The organism is Streptomyces sp. NPDC020362 (genome assembly GCF_040642095.1).
Classification (GTDB): Bacteria; Actinomycetota; Actinomycetes; order Streptomycetales; family Streptomycetaceae; genus Streptomyces.
Map to the genome: position 1 here is coordinate 1 of NZ_JBFAET010000395.1, position 3,492 is coordinate 3,492.

At 72.9% G+C, this 3,492-nt stretch carries 2 protein-coding genes and 1 pseudogene; all 3 read right to left on the reverse strand.

Annotated elements, in window-relative coordinates; translation table 11 throughout:
* Positions 1-322, reverse strand: a pseudogene (locus AB0H32_RS47410) (hypothetical protein); the annotation flags it as partial.
* Positions 303-2,540, reverse strand: coding sequence for a beta-ketoacyl synthase N-terminal-like domain-containing protein (locus tag AB0H32_RS47415; protein ID WP_361135666.1), 2,238 nt, complete (start codon positions 2,538-2,540; stop codon positions 303-305). The pseudogene AB0H32_RS47410 and the gene AB0H32_RS47415, both read right to left, overlap by 20 nt.
* A 3-nt stretch (positions 2,541-2,543) precedes the next feature.
* Positions 2,544-3,492 (reverse strand): phosphopantetheine-binding protein (locus AB0H32_RS47420; RefSeq protein ID WP_361135669.1); only part of this gene is annotated, 949 nt, incomplete at its 5' end.

Sequence of the window (3,492 nt, forward strand, 5' to 3'; positions counted from 1 at the left end):
GCGCGCTGAGCAGCCAGCCGTCCCCTGCGTCGAGCACGCTCGGGGCGATGCCCGGCCGCCGGCCGGCGACCCAGGCCATGACCCTTCCCTCATGGGCGAACAGGTCCGGCACCCGCTTGAACCAGACGGTGCCCGCAGTGGTCGGGATCTGCAGTACGGCGGAGATCGCCCACTGCCGTACGGGTACGGCCGGGCCGGTCCGCCGGAGTCCGGCAGCGAACAGTTGCCCGTCGACGAGGTCCAGGACGGTCTGCGGCCAGTCGTCCCGGCACCAGTCGGGGACGGTGTCGGGCCGGGCGGTCTCATCCGCGAGCTGCGGCATGCCGCTCGACCTCCGCACCTGTGAACGCTGGCACGTAGAACTCCTGTCTCTGGTAGGGGTACGTGAGCATGGGGACCCGGCCCGTCTTCCGGGGGCGGGGAAGCGAGATCCAGTCGACGGTGCCGCCGCCCGCCCACACCGTGGCCAGGGTGTCCAGCAGCGCCCGCCAGTCGTCCTCGGGGCCGGTCTGTGCCAGGGCCGTGACGACCGGCCCCGCCAGGTGCGCGGGGTCCGCACCGGCGCTTCCGGGGGCGCACAGCACCCACAGCGGGAACTCGGAGGGCGACGTCGGCGACGGTGGCGGCGACGTGCCCTCTTCCAGCATGCGCACGGCGTCGACGAGGCCGAGAGTCCCGCCGACCACCGCTGCGGTGATCGCTCCGGAGCCGGTGCCCGACACTCGGGAGGCCTCGGGCAGCAGCCCGGTCAGGGCCTTGGCGAGCGCGTACTGTGAGGCGAAGCCGGTCGCTGTCGCGGTGCGTGGCCCGCGCGCGGACGCGGCATCGGGGCCCGACCGGCCGGCCAGGTGCTGCACGCACTCCCGCCAGGCCTCGGCGTAGCCGGGCAGCCGCTCGGCGAGCCGGGGCGCGTATCGCTGACCCGCGGCTTCGAGTGGGGGGAACAGCAGCACGGGTTCGCGTACGACACCGTCGGAACACGCGGTGACCCTTCCCGCCGGATCCGACAGGAGGGCTGCTGCTTCTTCGGCCGAGGACACCCGCAGCGCGGCCCGTACGGGCAGCGCGGCCCGTCCGACCTGTGCGGTGAAGGCCACGTCCGGCAACGCGTCCCCGGCATCCGCGAGGGTGTCGGCGAAGCCGCTGCGCAGGAGGGCGAGTGCGGTGTCGTCGTGGGCCGACCACACCAGCAACTCGTCGTCCTTCCATCGGGGTTCGCCGCGGGCAGGAACCTCGGGCGCCTCCTCCACGACAACGTGGGCGTTGGTGCCGCCGAAGCCGAAGGAGCTGACCCCGGCGCGGCGGGGTGCGCCGGCGCCTCCGCGCGGCCACGGCAGCAGCCGGTCCGCCACCCGGAAGGGCGACTCGGAGAGGTTCAGCAGAGGGTTCGGCGAATGGAAGTTGGCCGTGGGAGGGATCTGCTCGTGGCACAGCGCGAGCACGGTCTTGATCAGGCCGGCGATGCCGGCCGCGGGCCCGAGGTGCCCGATGTTGGACTTCACCGAGCCGATGACGCAGGCCCGCTCCGGCAGCTCCCGGTCGGTCATGCAGCGCATCGCCTCCGCGAGGGCCTGCACCTCGACGGGATCGCCGACCTGGGTCGCCGTCCCGTGCAACTCGACATAGCCGAGGTCGGCGGCGTCCACCCCGGCCGCGGCGAGGGCCTCGGCGATGACCCGTTGCTGCCCGCTCGCACTCGGCGAGGTGAAGGTGGCCTTGTCCGAGCCGTCGTTGTTGACCGCGGAGCCCCGGACCACGGCATGGACCCTGTCGCCGTCGGCGATCGCGTCCTCCAGTCGCTTGAGGACGACGACGCCCCCACCGCTGCCGAAGACCGTGCCACTGGCCTCGGCGTCCAGCGGTCGGCAGCGGCCGTCCGCCGACTCGATACCGCCCCGCACATGCTTGTAGCCGCGGCCGTACGGCATCTCGATCTCGACGCCACCGACGACGGCGACGTCGCAGTCGCCCAGGCGCAGCCCCTGGCAGGCCAGGTGGACCGCCACCAGGGACGAGGAGCAGGCGGTGCGGACCGTGATGCCGGGACCGGTCAGGCCCAGCCGGTGCGAGACGAACGTGGCCAGGTAGTCCGCATTGTTGTTGAGCATCAGCCCGGTCTCGCCGACCAGCGGCATCAGATCGGGGTTCGCCCGGATGTGGTCCTCCGCGTAGCGGTCGGAGGCGCAGGTGCCGTAGACACCGATCTGCACATCGTCGTCGGGCACCTGTCCGGCGTGCTGGAGGGCTGTCGAACACAGCTCCAGGAACAGTCGGTGCTGCGGGTTGCGCAGCAGGGCCTCGCGTTCCGACATGCCGAAGTAGCGGTGGTCGAAGTGCCATACGTCGTCCAGCAGGGGGCGGGCGCGCACATAGCGGCGGTGGGCCACGAGCCGAGGGTCCTCGCCGGCGGCCTCCAGCTGCTCGTCCGTGAGCCGGTGGACGGAGTCGCGCCCCACGACCAGGTTGGCCCAGAAGTCGTCGATGTTCCGGGCATCCGGCAGCCGGGCGGCGAGCCCGATGATCGCGATCGGATCGCTCATAGGTCAGCTCCTCTTCATCTGGTTCAGGCGGGCTCGCGCGGACCTGCGACGGGCGCGCTCATCGACCCCGGACGCGCTCACGAGGGTGGGCGGCGCCGGGGCGGGCCTCGGGGACGTAGGGCCCGGTGCGTCCGTGAGGTGCGCAGCCAGCCGGCGCGGAGTGGGGAACCTGAAGATGTCGGTGAGCGGGAAGCGCAGGCCCTCCTCGGCGACCAGCAGGCGATAGAGCTGCAGCAGGTCCAGCGAGGTGAGGCCCGCGCGGAAGAACTCCGTGTCCGCGCCGAGGCCGGCGCCGGTTTCGAGCCGTTCGGCGGCGAGCCCGCGGGCATGGTCGGCGATGCGCTGGGCCAGCGACGGCGTCGGTCCGGGCGCGTCCTCGGGTAGCGCGGGATGCTCCCGGGCATCTTCCGCCAGGTGGCGCAGCGCTGCGAGGTCCACCTTGCCGTTGTGGGTGACGGGCCATTGCTCCACCTGTACGAACAGCGTCGGCACGGCCCACTGGGGCAGCCGTTGCCGTAGCGCCGCCCGCAGGTCGGAAGGGTGCAGCGGCTGTTCCGCCTGGTACCAGGCGATGAGGTCGTCGGCCCGGTCCGGTCCGTCCAGGCCGACGGCACAGGTGTGTACGCCGGGGACGCCGGCCAGGGCGCGTTCGACGCCGTCGAGTTCCACGCGGTAGCCCGAGACCGTCACCTGGCGGTCCCTGCGGCCCACGATGTCGATCGTCCCGTCCGGGGTGTGCCTGGCCAGGTCACCGGTGCGGTAGCGGGACACGGCCTTGCCGTACCGGCCGGGGGCCACCCTTGTGGGCCCGGTGCGCTCGCTGTCGCCGAGGTACCCCAGCGCGAGTCCGCGGCCGGTGACCACGAGTTCGCCCAGCACGCCGATCGGGGCGTCCGCGTCCCTGGCCGTACGCACGGCCAGGGAACGGTGCGGCAGGCCTGCGTCGGAACGC